General features: G+C 63.5%; 14 protein-coding genes. 4 read left to right on the forward strand and 10 right to left on the reverse strand.

Annotated features, from left to right (window positions below):
- On the reverse strand, positions 1–735 hold a 735-nt coding region (locus BKY26_RS08735; RefSeq protein WP_131541814.1), incomplete at its 3' end, for a tetratricopeptide repeat protein.
- A gap of 67 nt (positions 736–802) precedes the next feature.
- A complete protein-coding gene (locus BKY26_RS08740; protein WP_227434971.1) occupies positions 803–2086 on the reverse strand; it encodes a tetratricopeptide repeat protein in 1284 nt (427 codons plus the stop codon).
- A gap of 160 nt (positions 2087–2246) precedes the next feature.
- Here BKY26_RS08740 and BKY26_RS08745 point away from each other — a divergent pair, with 160 nt between their 5' ends.
- Positions 2247–2720: a hypothetical protein gene (locus BKY26_RS08745; RefSeq protein WP_071690015.1), complete on the forward strand. Its 474-nt coding sequence runs from the start codon at positions 2247–2249 to the stop codon at positions 2718–2720.
- 53 nt (positions 2721–2773) lie between these two features.
- Here BKY26_RS08745 and lipA read toward each other — a convergent pair whose 3' ends face one another.
- On the reverse strand, positions 2774–3727 hold the full coding sequence (gene lipA, locus BKY26_RS08750) for a lipoyl synthase (RefSeq protein ID WP_071690016.1): 954 nt from the start codon (positions 3725–3727) through the stop codon (positions 2774–2776).
- Between the two features lie 165 nt (positions 3728–3892).
- On the opposite strand from lipA, the gene BKY26_RS08755 reads away from it, so the two are divergent.
- Both BKY26_RS08755 and BKY26_RS08760 read left to right on the forward strand, forming a co-directional pair.
- Positions 3893–4624, forward strand: a complete 732-nt coding sequence (locus tag BKY26_RS08755) for a VIT1/CCC1 transporter family protein (RefSeq protein WP_071690017.1) — start codon at positions 3893–3895, stop codon at positions 4622–4624.
- A gap of 60 nt (positions 4625–4684) precedes the next feature.
- Entirely contained in the window at positions 4685–6052 is a 1368-nt protein-coding gene (locus BKY26_RS08760; RefSeq protein WP_071690018.1) for a M20/M25/M40 family metallo-hydrolase, read from the forward strand.
- Between the two features lie 3 nt (positions 6053–6055).
- On the opposite strand, the gene BKY26_RS08765 is transcribed toward BKY26_RS08760, so the two are convergent.
- Positions 6056–6451, reverse strand: coding sequence for a hypothetical protein (locus BKY26_RS08765; protein ID WP_071690019.1), 396 nt, complete (start codon positions 6449–6451; stop codon positions 6056–6058).
- 210 nt (positions 6452–6661) lie between these two features.
- Between BKY26_RS08765 and BKY26_RS08770 the strand changes: the two genes are divergently transcribed.
- Positions 6662–9088 (forward strand): GcvT family protein, encoded by a 2427-nt coding sequence (locus tag BKY26_RS08770; protein ID WP_071690020.1) that lies wholly within the window; start codon positions 6662–6664, stop codon positions 9086–9088.
- Between the two features lie 16 nt (positions 9089–9104).
- Here BKY26_RS08770 and BKY26_RS08775 read toward each other — a convergent pair whose 3' ends face one another.
- From BKY26_RS08775 to speB, 6 genes are all read right to left on the reverse strand, one after another.
- The gene (locus BKY26_RS08775) at positions 9105–9632 is read right to left on the reverse strand and encodes a holin family protein (RefSeq protein ID WP_071690021.1); all 528 of its coding nucleotides are present in this window, start codon (positions 9630–9632) and stop codon (positions 9105–9107) included.
- The gene (locus BKY26_RS08780) at positions 9623–10234 is read right to left on the reverse strand and encodes a holin-associated N-acetylmuramidase (RefSeq protein WP_071690022.1); all 612 of its coding nucleotides are present in this window, start codon (positions 10232–10234) and stop codon (positions 9623–9625) included. Before BKY26_RS08780 ends, BKY26_RS08775 begins: the two co-directional genes overlap by 10 nt.
- 240 nt (positions 10235–10474) lie before the next feature.
- The gene (ccmE, locus tag BKY26_RS08785) at positions 10475–10945 is read right to left on the reverse strand and encodes a cytochrome c maturation protein CcmE (RefSeq protein ID WP_071690023.1); all 471 of its coding nucleotides are present in this window, start codon (positions 10943–10945) and stop codon (positions 10475–10477) included.
- An 80-nt stretch (positions 10946–11025) separates the two neighbouring features.
- Positions 11026–11838 carry a glutamate racemase gene (locus tag BKY26_RS08790; RefSeq protein WP_071690024.1) on the reverse strand — a complete coding sequence of 271 codons (813 nt, stop codon included), beginning with the start codon at positions 11836–11838 and terminating at the stop codon, positions 11026–11028.
- Positions 11819–12733: a lysophospholipid acyltransferase family protein gene (locus BKY26_RS08795; protein WP_071690025.1), complete on the reverse strand. Its 915-nt coding sequence runs from the start codon at positions 12731–12733 to the stop codon at positions 11819–11821. The genes BKY26_RS08790 and BKY26_RS08795 overlap by 20 nt, the downstream gene beginning before the upstream one ends.
- Positions 12734–12811: 78 nt before the next feature.
- Positions 12812–13783, reverse strand: a complete 972-nt coding sequence (speB, locus tag BKY26_RS08800) for an agmatinase (protein ID WP_071690026.1) — start codon at positions 13781–13783, stop codon at positions 12812–12814.
- Positions 13784–13806 lie beyond the last annotated feature (23 nt).

A 13806-nucleotide genomic window follows, 5' to 3' on the forward strand; every position in this document is an offset into this window, starting at 1 on the left:
CAGGATGCCCAGATCGTTCCCCGCCCCGCCATAGCCAAGCGCGATGGCCTGCCGGTAAGTTTCAATCGCACCGGGGATGTCCTGCGGGCCGCCCCGACCAAGCTCCATCATATAGGCGAGGTTGCGGGTGCCCTGCCCGTGACCAAGCGCTGCCGACTGTTCGAAGAGCAGCCGCGCCTGCGCGTCGTCCTGCGCCACCCCGAACCCCTGCGCATAGAGCGCCCCCATATTGCTATGTGCCCCCGCCGACCCGCCATCCATGGCCTGCCGGTAATAGGCCGCTGCGGCAGCATAGTCCGGGCTTCCAAGGGCGCCTTCCTCGGACATGGCGCCAAGGGTGTTCAGCGCCTCGGCATTGCCCGCCTCTGCGGCGGCGTCTGCCAGCTCCCATGCGCGGGTCAGGTCGCGCGGGGCACCGTATACGCCCTTATACAAGATCCAGGCCAGGTTTGCCTGCGCAACCGCATAGCCCTGTGCGGCAGCGGCCTCGTAGTAATCAAGCCCGCGTTGCAGGTCCTGTTCCACCCCTTGGCCGTGAAAATAAAGCACCCCAAGGATGTTCAGGGCCGCGGGATCGCCCGCTGCGGCCATCGGTTCCGACAATTGGCGTGCGATGTCAAAGTCGCCGCTATCAAACGCTGCACGGGCATCGTCCAGCCAGTCGGCATGGGCCGCAAGCGGAGCGAGGAACAGGCAAACAGCAACAGCAGACAAACCGGCGCGAAGGCGAACCATGGCAAAAAACCTCCCTTAAATGCGGGAATGCTAGCGCAACATGGCAAAATCGCAAAATGCTTTGCGGTCAGTGGGTCAGATGCGCCGGCGCGTCGATATGGGGGCGGCGCAGGGCGAGCAGCCGCAACGCCTCGTCCGCCCGACCCTGTTGGATCTGCGCATTCATCAGGGCAAATTCGAGGATATCGCGCTGCGCCCGGCTGCCGCCGACCCGTTCCGACTGCGCCACGACGGGGATCAGCCGCGCCTCGGCCCCGGCCCAATCCTCGGCGGCAATCGCCCGGAACGCCTCGGCGCAGGCGGGCACCATGTCACCAATCGGCCCTTTGGCGTCCGATATCAGCCGGTCGAGCGCCTCTGCATTGCCGCTCATGGCATGGATCACTGCCGCATGCACATCGACAAAGCCCATTCCGGGATTCGGGAAGGCCGTTAGTGCATAGTCCCCAAGCGCCTGCCAGCGGTTCTGCCCGATCTCCAGCCCGGCCAAAGACGCCCGATAATAAAGCGCCGCCAGATCCGTCACGATATTGATCGCGGGGCTTAGGCTGACGCCGGGGGCAAGGTCTTCGTCCACCGCCCGCCACATGCGCGCCTCGTCGCCCGTCGCCATCGCCCACAGCGCCACATGCCAGGTATTGTGGCAATGCATCAGGCCGGTGCGGTCATAGCTCTGCATCCAGTCGCCCAGAAACGCGAGCCCGTCCGCCGTTTCCCCGACCTCGTAATAGAGATGCGCGCGGATATGGGCGGCATGGGCGCTGTGGGGATTGCGCGCAAGCGCCAGGTCGATCTGCCCCTCGGCCTGTTGGAACTGCCCGATTTCCAGATACGCAAAAGCCATCTGGGCGGGAAACCACCAGTCGCCCTCGTAATGGGGGGCAAGGAAATCGGCCACCGCCAGATGCTCCGCCTCGCGGCCCACGCGGCCGGAAAAGCCGATCAGGCTGAAGACGCCCAGAACCGTCTGCGCCACCAGCGCATCACGGGGGTATTCGCGAATATGGGACCGGATCAGTGCATAGCCCTGCCCCGCGCGCCCCTCGATCAGATGGCCGAAAATCTCCAGTTGCGCCGCCTCTCTCGGGGTCAGTACCCGGTCGCAACCCCGCGCCGCCGCCAGAGCTGCCTTTGCCTGGGGCATATGGCCAAAGGTTTGAAAATTCCGGGCCAGCGCCACATGGGCGGGGGTAAATTCCGGGTCGGCCGCGATGGCTGCCTGAAGCGCCTCTTCCACACCGGCCATTCCAGCGAGATAGAGGTCCATCCCGCGCTGATAGGCCTCGGCGGCCAGATCGGACCCTGTCGAAATGTCCAGCCCGTAGCGATCCGTCATCCTGTCCTGGCGCATCCGCGTCCCCCTGTCTGGCCGTCAGCGCCGTGATCGGCATCGGCCCTGATCATCCCATGACAGCGCCCCATCAGCGCCACCATTTCTGCAACTTTGGAGTGTATCTCGGAGCAACACAAGCAGTACAGCCGCGGAAGACGGCACTTTGGAGTATCCAGAAATGCAACAGAAACAGAACTTTCTTTCAGACGAATCCGGCGCCGTGACCGTCGATTGGGTCGTCCTGACCGCCGGGCTGGTTGGCCTTGGGCTGGCCACCATGGCCGTTGTCAGCGCGGGCGTCGAGGATCTCAGCGGCGACATGCGCGGCCAGATGGAAAGCCAGACGATCTCGACCAGCTTCGCCAGCGCGGCTGGCGGTGACAGCGGCTGGTCCTGGTCGGGCCGCACATCGCAGGACTACTACAACATCGGCGCAGCCCTCGCCCCCGGCAACAATGGTGCCACCTATTACTGGGCGCAGCAGGAAGCGATTGCCGATATGCCGGAAGGCTACAACTTCGACAGCCCGCTGGTCGATCCCGCCACCGGCAACGTCGTCTATACCAGCAATGATGGCACAACTTATGCCTCGGGTGGTGAAACCTGGGCAATCGACGAATATCCCGGAACGCCGGTCTATTGGGGCGCCTGATCCGGCTGACCGTATGAACAGAAAACCCCGGCCTTACGCCGGGGTTTTTCGTATCAGGCCTGTCCCAGTTTCTTCAGCCGCGCCGCGCGCAGCCGGGCGAAATCGTCGCCTGCGTGATAGCTTGACCGCGTCAGCGGGGTGGCCGAGACCATCAGGAAGCCCTTGTTATAGGCGGCCTTCTCATAGGCCTTGAATTCCTCTGGCGTCACGAACCGGTCGACCGCGTGATGCTTGGGCGTGGGTTGCAGATATTGGCCGATGGTCAGGAAATCGATATCGGCGGCGCGCATGTCTTCCATCACCTGGATGACCGCCTGTCTGTCCTCGCCAAGCCCCACCATTATACCTGACTTGGTGAACATGGTCGGGTCCAGTTCCTTCACCCGCTGCAACAGCCGCAGGGAATGGAAATAACGGGCACCGGGGCGCACCTCGGGGTAGAGCCCCGGCACGGTTTCGAGATTGTGGTTGAACACATCCGGTTTCGCCGCGACCACGACCTCCAGCGCCTCGGGCGCGCAACGGATAAAGTCGGGCGTCAGGATTTCAATCGTCGTGTCTGGGCTGCGATGGCGGATTGCGCGGATGGTCTGGGCGAAATGTTCCGCCCCGCCGTCTTCGATATCGTCGCGGTCCACCGAGGTGATAACAACGTGGTTCAGCCCCAGTTTCTGCACCGCATCCGCGACGCGGCCCGGTTCGAACACGTCGAGATCCTCTGGCGGCTTGCCGGTGGCGATGTTGCAGAAGGTGCAGGCGCGGGTGCAGACCTCGCCCATGATCATCATGGTGGCGTGTCCCTGGCTCCAGCATTCGCCGGCATTGGGGCAGCCCGCCTCTTCACAGACCGTTACCAGCTTGTGCTCTCGCATGATCTTGTGGGTCTTCTTGTAACCCTCGCCCACGGGCGCCTTGACCCGGATCCAGGACGGTTTCTTGGGTTGCGGGTTGTCCGGTCGGCGCGCCTTTTCGGGGTGGCGCTGTTCGGGAATCTTGAGATCGCGCATGGGGTTCCTCCAACTGGCGACTGTTTAACGCTAAACGATCCAAAAGTAACCCCGTCTCGCGCGGGAAGCGGCTATGCAACCCTGCGATTCCTTGGCGCAGCCCTGCCGGTTGTCAGGCCCTGTGCGCAGGTCCAGACTGACCCGACCGGACAGGAGACAAACGGCATGGCCATCAACTGGGCGCAGCACCGCACGCAGGATCATCATATCACCCGCGCGCAGGAGTTTCTCAAGCAAATCGTCTATGGTGGCAATGACGGCATCGTCACAACCTTCGCCATCGTGGCGGGCTTCGCCGGGGCCTCTGCCGAAAACACTGCGCAGATCGGGGCACTCGCGGTGCTGGTTTTCGGTTTGGCCAACCTCTTTGCCGACGGGGTGTCGATGGGGCTTGGGGAATTCCTGTCAGGCCGGTCGCAACGCGATCTCTACCATGCGCGGCGGGCAATGGAATTGCAGGAACTGTCCACCGATCCCGATCGTGAACGGCTGGAGCTGCAACAGATGCTGCGCGAACGAGGGCTGCCGGGGACAGATGCCGATCAGGTGGCGGATATCCTGATGCGCAACCATGATTTCGCCGCCGACCTGATGATGGCCTATGAATTCGAGATGACCGACCCGCGCAGCACCAATCCCGCAGGAGACGGGGTCTCCACCTTCATGGCGTTCATCACGCTCGGCTCTATCCCGTTGCTGCCCTATATCGCGGGTCTGGACCCGGCCCGCGCCTTCCCCATATCCGTCGCGGCGACATTCCTTGCCCTGTTCGGCCTCGGGGTTCTGCGCTGGCGTGTGACAGGCGAAGCGGCATTGCGCTGCATCGGTGAAACGGTGATTGTCGGCGGTGTCTGCGCATTGGTGGCCTTCCTGGTCGGCGTATTGGTCGGCGGCTAGAAGCTTGCAAAACCGGGCAAAACCGGCAGGCTGCGGGCCAAGCCCGAAAAAGGATGCCCCATGACAACCCGCGACCAGATCACAGCCCGCGCCGCCACGCCCGAGACGCTTCACCGTTTTGTCGAGGACCTGACCGCGCTGGTGGCCTTCCCGACGGAACCCGGTGCAATTGATGCCCATGCCGCCTGCCTGAAGCATATCGCCGGGCTGATGGCGGGGCACGGCTTCGTGGCCCGCTGGATCGAGGGCGACCATCCGCCCGCGCTGGTCCTGTCGCGTCACGAGGGCGACGGGCTGCCGACGATCCTCGCCTATGGCCATGCCGATACCGTTCCGGGGATGAAGGGGCGCTGGCAACAGGGTCTGGCGCCATGGACGCTGACCGAACGCGATGGCAAGCTCTACGGGCGCGGCGTGGCCGACAACAAGGGACAACTGTTGGTGAACCTGACGGCGCTACGATTGGTGCTGGAGCAACAAGGCGCGCTTGGCTTCAACTGCCACATGCTGGTGGAAATGGGCGAGGAGGTCGGCTCACCGGGGCTGGATGCGATCTGCGCGGGGCTGAAGGACGACCTGAACGCCGATCTTGTGCTGGCCTCTGACGGGCCGCGCCTGTCTCGGGATCGACCGACCGTGTTTCTTGGCGCGCGTGGCTCCGTCACCGTGAAGCTGTCGATCCGTCACCGCGAGGCCGGGCGCCATTCCGGCAATTTCGGGGGGCTTCTGCGCAATCCCGGCACCGAGATGGCCCACGCCCTTGCCTGCATCATCGGCCCGCGCGGCGAATGCCTCGTCCCCGGCTGGACACCGGAGAGGGTGCCGGACGACACCCGCGCGATCCTGTCGGGCATCACCCCCGCAGGCGGAGAGATTGACCCCGGTTGGGGCACTCCCGGCCTGACGCCCGCCGAACGGGTCTTTGCGTGGTCTGCGGTCGAGGTGCTGGCCTTCACCTGCGGCACCCCGGAACGGCCCGTCAATGCCATCCCGCCAGAGGCGCAGGCCCATATCCAGCTGCGCTATGTAACCGGGCTGGACCCCACGGCGATCATGCCCGCCCTGCGCGCGCATCTGGATGCTGAAGGCTTCGACTTTGTTGACATCGAGGAACCCGACGCCCGCTTCCCCGCCTCGGCCACGCCGCCAGATCATCCTTTCGCCCGTTTCGCAGTCCAGTCCATTGCCCGCACCACCGGGGCAGATCCGGTCCTTCTGCCCTCGCTTGGCGGATCTCTTCCCAACCACGTCTTCACCGAAACGCTTGGCCTTCCCGCAGTCTGGGTGCCGCACAGCTACCCCGGATGCAGCCAGCATGCCCCCGATGAACATCTGCCCAAGGCGATGATCCCCGGTGCGATTGCCCTGATGGCGGGGCTTTATCATGATATCGGCGCTGCCGGGCGGTCCGGCCTGGGGCTGGCGTGATCCCTACTGGATCGTCGCGCTCCAGCTGCCGGTCCCGGAACAACTGGCCGCACCGCGCCCGCTATAGGGGATGCCGTTGGTGGTGTCGCGCGGATACCACGTACCGCTCAGGGAACAGCCCGCAAGGCTGCCCGACACGGTATTGACGGTCAGGGACGTCCCCACGAGTCCGACCGTGGCCGTACCTTCCCAACGGCTGGTGGTGTTCCAGATATAGTAGTTCCACAGACTGTCGGCCGCACAGGTCAGGCGCCTGAGTTCAAACCCGTAGATCCCGCTTGGCAGGTCGATGCGGCCTTGCCAGTTCACGCCGCGATTGTCGCAATTGAGCGCTGCTGCCGGTCCTGCAGGTATCACCCCGAACAAGAAGGCCGCAAAGGCCACGATCCGTACAAACATGAGATCCTCCCGTTGAATGATTGCTGGCCCCGAGGGGCCTCTAATGTGGGGCACCCTATCACAGTTCGTCCGCTGGCGCTGTTCACGATTGCCCATGACAACGCCCGTTCCCGCCAAATCGCCCCCTGTCTTTGTCGAAAACGTGCGATCCGAAACCCGACCGCCACGCTACCCTTTCCGGAAATCAGGACTGCGAAACAGGAGATTTTCATGCAGACCCAGGCACGTGTTGTGGTGATCGGCGGCGGCGTCGTCGGTTGCTCGGTGCTCTATCATCTGGCCAAGGCGGGCTGGACCGACAGCCTGCTGTTGGAGCGGTCCGAACTGACCTCGGGCTCCACATGGCACGCGGCGGGGGGCTGCCACACGATCAACGGCGATCCCAATGTCGCCAAGTTGCAGAAATACACGATCGAGCTCTATCGGGAGATCGAGGAACTGTCGGGCCAGTCCACCGGCTTTCACATGACCGGCGGTGTCATGCTGGCCTCGACCCCTGAACGGTTCGACTGGCTGAAATCCACCATGGCCAAGGGCCGCTATCAGGACATCCAATCGCGCGTGATCACGCCCGAAGAGGCGCATGAGCTGATGCCGCTGATCGACCCCGCGCAATTCGTGGGCGGGCTGGAAACCGTGGTCGATGGCCATCTCGATCCCTCCGGCGTGACCTGGGCCTATGCGAAATCGGCGAAGAAACTGGGCGCGAGCTATGAACAGCATTGCAAGGTCGAAGAGATCCTGCGCGCCCGTGATGGCGGCTGGATCGTCAAGACCAACAAGGGCGATGTCGCCTGTGACCATGTGGTCAATGCCGGTGGCCTCTGGGCGCGTGAAGTGGGCCGCATGGTGGGGCTGGAACTGCCGGTTCTGGCGATGGAACATATGTACCTCATCACCGAGGACATGCCGGAAGTCGCTGAAATCAATAAGACAACCGGCAAGGAAGTGATCCACGCGGTCGATTTCGATGGCGAGCTCTACCTGCGTCAGGAACGCGGCGGCATGCTCATGGGCACCTATGAGAAAGCCTGCGTGCCCTGGTCCGAACGCACGACCCCGTGGGAATTCGGCCACGAGCTGCTGCAACCCGATATCGACCGCATCGCGCCGTCGCTGGAAGTGGGCTTCGAGCATTTCCCCGCCTTCGCCAATGCCGGCATCAAGCAGATCATCAACGGCCCCTTCACCTTCGCCCCCGACGGCAACCCGCTGATCGGCCCCATCCGTGGCATGCCGGGCATGTGGTCGGCCTGCGGCGTCATGGCGGGCTTTTCTCAGGGTGGCGGCGTGGGTCTGGCGCTGGCCAACTGGATCACCCAAGGCGATCCCGGTTTCGATGTCTGGGCCATGGATATCGCGCGCTACGGCGATTGGGCGACGATGAGCTACACCAACCCCAAGGTGCAGGAAAACTATTCCCGCCGCTTCTCGATCAAGTTCCCGAACGAGGAATTGCAGGCCGCCCGCCCCTACAAGACCACGCCGATCTATGACCGCATGCTGTCGCTCGGCGCGCAGATGGGGGATAGCTGGGGTCTTGAGGCACCGCTCTGGTTCTCACCCGATGGCACAAAGGATGAATTCAGCTGGCGCCGCTCCACCGATTTCGAGCATGTGAAGGAAGAGGTCCGCGCCTGCCGCGAAGACGTTGGGGTGATGGAAATCTCCGGCTTCTCCAAGTTCTACGTCCGGGGCGCAGGGGCCACGGCCTTCCTCGACAAGGTGCTGGCCTGCAAACTGCCCAAGCCAGGCCGCATGACGCTTGCCCCGATGCTGAAGGAAAACGGTAAGCTTCAAGGCGATCTGACCGTCGCCTGCCTGTCCGAGACCGAGTATTTCCTAGCAGGCTCCGGCATGGCGGAAGTCTTTTATGCCCGCTGGCTGGAAAGCCATATGCCGCAGGACGGGTCGGTATCGCTGGAGGTCGTGGGCCTTGGCATGGTCGGCCTGTCCATCGCAGGCCCCAAATCTCGTGACCTATTGCAGCGCCTGACCCCTGCGGATGTGTCCAACGCCGGGTTCCGCTTTATGGACATCCAGCGCATGGATGTGGGCTTTGCCCCCTGTCTCGTGGGCCGCGTGAGCTTTACCGGCGATCTGGGCTACGAGATCTGGATGAAGCCCGAATACCAACGCCATGTCTTCGACCGGCTTCTGGCAGAGGGCGCGGAGCTCGGCCTCAAACCCTTCGGCCTGCGCGCACTGAACGCGATGCGGCTCGAAAAGAACTTCGGCGGATGGGCGCGCGAATTCCGTCCCGTCTACGGGCCTTTGGAGGCTGGTCTCGACCGCTTCATCGCTTATGGAAAAGATGCTGATTTCATAGGGAAATCCGCAGCCGTGGCGGAACGGGACAGCGGCGGCAAACTGCGCCTGCGCGCCTTCACCGTTGCCGCGATTGATGCCGATGTGATCGGGGATGAACCGATCTGGCACGATGGCGAAGTCGTGGGCTGGGTCACCTCCGGCGGCTATGCCCATAACGCGGGCCAATCCGTGGCTATGGGCTATGTCGCGAAAGAGGTCGCCGACAGCGAGGGCCCCTGGGCCATTGAGTTGCTCGGCCAGATGCTGGATGCAAAGCCCCAGCACACACCGCTCTTCGACGCCAATTTCGAGCGTATGCGCGGCTGACACGATCAGGGCGGGGTCAAGCCCCGCCCTCTTCGCTGTCCCGCTGCTCGCGGAACCACCGTTCCAGCGCCGGGTTGGGATCTTCTGCCGTTTCGGTTGCGTCCTCCGTCAGGTCTCGGGGTCGCATCCGGGGCAGCCTGCCGCCATTGGGCGTGCGGAAATAGTGCATCTCCCGCGCCCCGAAATAGAAGCTGACGATGGCGCCCAATAGCCACCAAAGCGGTTCCGGCACCTCGTTCAGCCCCACCATCCGCGAGGCAAAGGCCTCCGGATCGACCATGGCGAAGATGAATAGCCCGATGGTGCCAAGCGCCAGCATCGGGCGTGGCATCCGGTTGATGCCGTTGATCACGCGGTCGAACAACCCCCGTCTGGCGTATTGAAACTCATCACCATGGGCATCAAGCGCCGCCCGATGCGCCTCAGCCGACAGCTCCATCGCCCTTGTTTCATTGGCGTGAAAGATCTCGGCCACATCGCTGACGGCCTCACCGGCGACGGCAATGGTCTGCGGACCGCCCAGAATGCGCTGCATCAACCCCATGCCGCCACCCGCGCGCGGTGTTCCGCGTCCGTAAGATGAAACTCAGGCGAAATGAACTCCTCCGCCCGGAGGATCCAGCCCCCCTTGCCCCCGTCGCGCCGCGTGGCATAGCGGCGAGAGGCCGGGCGTCGGTCCCCGATCCGGTAGTAGAAATTGCGCCGGGCAATGCCGTAGGCATCCACCATGCTCTGCCCTGCACTGTCATGGGCCGCAGTTGCGGCGGCAACGGTCTGCGGCCCGATCACCCCGTCGACGGCAATCTCCAGCCCCATATCGCGGATCAGCCGCTGCAGAATGCGCACCGCGTTCGACCCGGCATTGACCTGCATGTCGAAGACCGTGGGCTGCAATGGTTCCGGCAACTGGCCTATCCGGGGGGCATGGTAATAATGCTCGATGAAGATCTCGACCGCCCGTTCCCGCGGCAGGGCGCGCACATCAGCCTCGTCCACATCGCCATCGCCATCCAGGTCCAGCCCGAGACGCCGCATCGTATGGATTGTCACCCCGTAACTCGTCGCGCCCCCGGGGTCATTGGGGTCGTTTACATAGCCTCCCTCTCGATCGACGATTTCAGACGCAATCTGGCGAACCGACAGCATGGTTCAGCCCTCCCATGCTCAAGGTTCAAGATGCGCATAAGCCAATCACACGAGGATTAAGATTTCGCTAAAGCCCCTTCATCTTGGCAAAAATACCTCGGGAGCTCGAGGGCAGAGCCCTCGATCCTGACATAAAAAACAGGCGCTTACGGATCAATCTTCACTCAACCCGGCCAAGCATCCGCGGCAGTGCGCTTCGACGAAGGCTCCCGAAGGGGGCTTGAGGAGAAGCGCCCGCCGTCAATAGCTCGGCGCCGGGTCCTCATCTTCCGCGTGTCGGTAGACCCCTTGCGCTTCCAGCGCGTCTATCACCTCGGCGGGCATGTAGGTCTCGTCATGGCGGGCCAGCAGTTCTGTCGCCAGAAACACCCCGTCCTCATAGGTGCCGGTGGCCACAGTCCCCTGGCCTTCCCCAAACAGATCTGGCGGCGCGTCGGTCCCTATATAGCGCACCGGAATATCGGCACCGCCATCGGTCACGGTGAAGGTGAAATCCAGCCCCTCATCCTGAACCAGCGTGCCCTCCAAAACCAACCCGCCGATACGGAAGACCTCATCGGGCGGTGGCGGGGTTTCCGCCACTTCAGTCGGGGTGCGGAAGAAATTGATGCCGTCACGCAACCCGTAGCCGATCAGCCCCGCAGACACCGCCAGCGCTACCATCGCGACGATGATCACCTGGATCCGGCGTTGTTTCTTCAATCCGCGCATGGTTGTCCTCCACGTCCACCAGACCCACAGATAGGCAACGACCAGCCCCGCGTCGAGAGGCGCCACCTTGACAGGTTGCCTCAGGCTTTGACGAAAGCGATCTTGCGCCGCAGGAACTGGGTGGCCTTGTTCGATACCCGCGCCGGATCGCCGGTCGTCAGGAAAGCGGATTCCGTCCCCTCCCCCAGCTTGTCGGGATGACGGGTCAGATAGTCGGCAAGGCTCTCTGCCACGAGATTGGCCTGGCTATAGACCGCAACCCCCTCCCCAAGCGCGTCCTGAAAGACGTCTTCCATCAGCGGGTAGTGGGTGCAGCCCAGGATCGCTGCCTCGGGCTTCGGCATCCGTCGTTGCAGCGCCTCTACATGGCTGCGCACAAGGGCTTCCGCAAGAATCATGTCGCCATCCTCGATGGCATCGACCACGCCGCCACAGGGCTGCGCCTCCACGTCGACACCGATGGCGCGGAAGGCCAGTTCGCGTTGGAACGCCCGGCTGCTGACCGTCGCTGGCGTCGCGAACAAGGCCACATGTTTCACCGCCACCTCGCGCGGCGGGGAATTGTCGCCCCATTGCCGTTCGGTCAGCGCCTCAATGAGCGGCACGAACACGCCCAGAACCCGTTTGTCCGCCGGAACCCACGCCTCCTGCATCCGGCGCAGGGCCGCGGCGCTTGCGGTGTTGCAGGCAAGGATCACCAGATCGCAGCCCGCATCGAACAGACGCTGAACCCCCGCCGTCGTCAGCTCATAGACGTCATCGGCATCGCGCACGCCATAGGGCGCATGGGCATTGTCGCCGTAATAGACAAAGGGCACGTCCGGCAGGCGCTTGCTGACGGCATCCAGCACCGTCAACCCGCCCAAGCCACTGTCAAAGATCCCGACCGCCATTTCGCTTGTGCTTTTCCTCGAATTCGAACCCGATTTCAGCCGGGTTTATGGGTGTTGGCGACAATTCGTAGGTCGATTGCCGCAGGAAGTCCATCATCGCCCGTGTATCACCGGCGAAACGGTCAAGCTCGGCCCGTGGGATCGGGTCGCCGATGACCACGCGCACAGGTGTGTTCACCCGTTTCTTGAACTCCTTGATCAAGAGCCCCATGCGCAGCGTGTTGTGCAGATGGCTGGCGAGTTGAAAGAGTCGGCTGGTGTGCCCGTCGAAGTAGATCGGCACAACGGTGGCTGCTGACTTGGTGATCATCCGCGCGGTGAAGCCGCGCCAGTAAGGGTCCATGGGCCGCCCGAAGGGTTTTTGCGCCGTCGACACCGTACCGCCCGGAAAAATCCCGATCGCCCCGCCTTCGGACAGGTAGCGCAGCGCCGTCTTGCGGGTCTGGATATTCAGCGCCACCGCCTCTTTCGTCTCATCGAAAGAGATAGGCAGGATGACCTTGTCCAGATCCTCGGCCTTGCGGAAAATCCGATGCGCCAGAATGCGGAAATCCCCGCGCGCAACCGACAGGATATGCCCCAGCATCAGCCCGTCGAGAATGCCATAAGGGTGGTTGGCGATGGCGATGACCGGCCCTTCGCGCGGGATATTGTCCAGGCTTCCGCCCATGATCTCCAGCGTCAGCCCGTAGCGGTCCACCATCACTTGCCAGAAATCCCGGCCCGCCGCGACCTCGGTCTCGTAGCCCTGTGCCTGCTTGATCAGCTTCAGCCGCCCGGTGGTATTCTCCATCGCGCGGATCATCGCCCGCCCGCCCTTGGTCCGGGCGGAATGCGCGTAAGAGATCTCGCGCGCGATCTGCCTGTCTTCTTTGGAATGTCGCTTGCGTGCCATGGTCCTGATACACACCGCTGCCGTTGATGCTGGATACGCCCCTTGGGCGATTCCCGCTAGCGAAAGCACGTCACAGTTTCATGACATCCCGCGCCGCGCCCATCCCCGGAGGCACAAAAGCTCCATCGCCACATGCGCCCCCGCCACGGCGGTGATCTGGGCCGTGTCGAAGGGCGGGGACACCTCGACCACATCGCCCCCGACCAGGTTGATCCCGGCAATATCGCGCAGAATGATCGCCGCCTGAGCAGAGGTCAGCCCGCCCCAGACCGGGGTACCGGTGCCCGGCGCATAGGCCGGATCGAGGCAGTCGATATCGAAGCTGAGATAGGCGGGCGCATCGCCCACGATCTCCTTGATTCGCGCGGCGATGGCTTGCGGCCCCTGCTCATGCACGGCACGCGCGTCGAGGATCTTGATGCCAAGATTGTCCTCCACCACCGTGCGGATACCCACGTGGACAGAGCGGGCCACGTCGATCAGCCCCTCCTTCACCGCCTTATAGGCAAAGGTGCCGTGATCGACACGGGCCGGGTCGTCATCGGGCCAGGTGTCGGTATGGGCGTCGAACTGCAGCAGCGCCACGGCCCCATGCTTCTTCACATGCGCCCGCAACAGCGGCAGGGTGATCGAATGATCGCCCCCGAGCGTCACCATCGCCGCGCCCTGGGACAGAATGCCGTCGGCATGGGCCTCCAGCACCTTGGGGAATTCGCCCGGATTGGCATAGTCGAAGGCCAGATCGCCATAATCGGCAATCGCCAGATCGCTCATCGGGTCATAGCCGCCCCAGCCATAGGGCGGGTCATAGACCTGCAACGCGCTCGCCTCGCGGATGGCACGGGGCCCAAGCCGGGTGCCGGGCCGGTTCGTCACCGCCTGATCGAAAGGCACACCCGTCACCGCAATATCGACGCCCGCCAGGTCCTTGGTATAACGCCGCCTGAGGAAACTGACCGCACCGCCAAACGTGTTCTCGAAGGCGCGGCCCTTCAACTCGGCCCGCGTGAATGCCCCGTCGATATCCTTCTTCGCGTCTTCCAGCGCCATAGCCGGCCCTTTCCCGTTTTGCA

The organism is Nioella sediminis (assembly GCF_001879695.1).
Taxonomy (GTDB): domain Bacteria; phylum Pseudomonadota; class Alphaproteobacteria; order Rhodobacterales; family Rhodobacteraceae; genus Nioella; species Nioella sediminis.

Excerpts from the sequence above, each read along its gene's own strand:
- speB (WP_071690026.1), bottom strand. The coding sequence starts at position 13,783 with ATGGCGCTGGAAGACGCGAAGAAGGATATCGACGGGGCATTCACGCGG.
- BKY26_RS08745 (WP_071690015.1), top strand. The coding sequence starts at position 2,247 with ATGCAACAGAAACAGAACTTTCTTTCAGACGAATCCGGCGCCGTGACC.
- BKY26_RS08760 (WP_071690018.1), top strand. The coding sequence starts at position 4,685 with ATGACAACCCGCGACCAGATCACAGCCCGCGCCGCCACGCCCGAGACG.
- BKY26_RS08765 (WP_071690019.1), bottom strand. The coding sequence starts at position 6,451 with ATGTTTGTACGGATCGTGGCCTTTGCGGCCTTCTTGTTCGGGGTGATA.
- BKY26_RS08795 (WP_071690025.1), bottom strand. The coding sequence starts at position 12,733 with ATGGCACGCAAGCGACATTCCAAAGAAGACAGGCAGATCGCGCGCGAG.
- BKY26_RS08755 (WP_071690017.1), top strand. The coding sequence starts at position 3,893 with ATGGCCATCAACTGGGCGCAGCACCGCACGCAGGATCATCATATCACC.
- ccmE (WP_071690023.1), bottom strand. The coding sequence starts at position 10,945 with ATGCGCGGATTGAAGAAACAACGCCGGATCCAGGTGATCATCGTCGCG.
- BKY26_RS08740 (WP_227434971.1), bottom strand. The coding sequence starts at position 2,086 with ATGCGCCAGGACAGGATGACGGATCGCTACGGGCTGGACATTTCGACA.
- BKY26_RS08790 (WP_071690024.1), bottom strand. The coding sequence starts at position 11,838 with ATGGCGGTCGGGATCTTTGACAGTGGCTTGGGCGGGTTGACGGTGCTG.
- BKY26_RS08770 (WP_071690020.1), top strand. The coding sequence starts at position 6,662 with ATGCAGACCCAGGCACGTGTTGTGGTGATCGGCGGCGGCGTCGTCGGT.
- lipA (WP_071690016.1), bottom strand. The coding sequence starts at position 3,727 with ATGCGCGATCTCAAGATTCCCGAACAGCGCCACCCCGAAAAGGCGCGC.
- BKY26_RS08780 (WP_071690022.1), bottom strand. The coding sequence starts at position 10,234 with ATGCTGTCGGTTCGCCAGATTGCGTCTGAAATCGTCGATCGAGAGGGA.
- BKY26_RS08775 (WP_071690021.1), bottom strand. The coding sequence starts at position 9,632 with ATGGGGTTGATGCAGCGCATTCTGGGCGGTCCGCAGACCATTGCCGTC.